We start from the raw sequence: 1,042 nt of genomic DNA, 5'->3' as shown, positions 1-1,042 counted from the left end.
GCTCCTGGTTTGAGCGAGCACACACGGTGATCACGGTAACCCAGGGGCGTGCACTGGTCAGGGCCGTAATGATGGCCAGCGACTGGTCCATATCCGTTTCGGATATCTCGACCATCACCACATGGGCCGTCGTCGCCTCCAGTAAGCGCAGCACCCGGGTCAAATCGGAACGGCTAACCTGCTCCAGCCGGAACGGCTCTTCCACCACCCTATCCAGCCAGGCTTCGATACCTTCATCGTCAACAACCGAGAGAACAATGTCGTGGTCACTCATAGCATCACCAGCTCAGTCCATGACGGATGGGTTGGGAGCCGCGTCGGCTTTCCGTGGCCATATCCAGCCAGCCCATGCTGCTGGAATGGTAGCCGGCGCCCGGCAACGTCACCGGCGGGGTGGTGGCCTGCTGCGGCGTCACCAGATGCGGTGTCACCACCATCACCAGCTCCTTGTCATCTTTCTGAATTCGCGTGGACCGGAAAAACGCACCCAGCAGCGGGATATTGCCGATGCCCGGCAACCGGGCGCTGCTGTTAATGGTGTTACGGCTAACCAGACCACTGATAATGAAGGTTTCACCCGGGGCCAGTGACACGGTCGTTTCCGCCCGCCGCACACGCAGGCCAGGCACTGCCACACCACCGGTTTCCACGCCGGCGGAGAAATCCAGTTCGGACACTTCCGGCGCCACCTTGAGAATAATCTGGTTCTTGTCGATGACCGTGGGCGTCAGGCTCAGGCCAATGCCGAATTCCTTGAATTCGATCTGCACTCCGTCGGTGGTGCTGCGAGTTGGCACCGGGAATTCGCCACCGGACAGGAAGCTGGCGCTCTGGCCGGACAGACTGGTGAGCGACGGTTCCGCCAAGGTATACGCAAACCCACCGGATTCCAGCGCATTAATGGCCAACACCGAGTTGGGACCGAACCCAAACAGGTTAAAACCCTCTGTTCCCAGCGGAGTAGGCACCGCGCCCGGCACCTGAAAGCCGGAGCCCGGTGCGGCAATGCCCACCGCAGACTGACCACCATTGAATGAATTGC

Annotated in this window: 1 protein-coding gene and 1 pseudogene; both read right to left on the bottom strand. The window is 60.6% G+C overall.

Going from position 1 to position 1,042, the window contains the following annotated elements; all coding sequences use genetic code 11:
• Window positions 1-274 (bottom strand): annotated as a pseudogene (locus A3730_RS29075) (hypothetical protein); the annotation flags it as partial.
• A 4-nt stretch (window positions 275-278) separates the two neighbouring features.
• Window positions 279-1,042: type II and III secretion system protein family protein (locus tag A3730_RS29070; RefSeq protein ID WP_063539442.1), on the bottom strand; the 764-nt coding region annotated here is incomplete at its 5' end.

Source organism: Alcanivorax sp. HI0044, from assembly GCF_001634945.1.
This window is presented reverse-complemented; position numbering and strand designations above follow the sequence as displayed.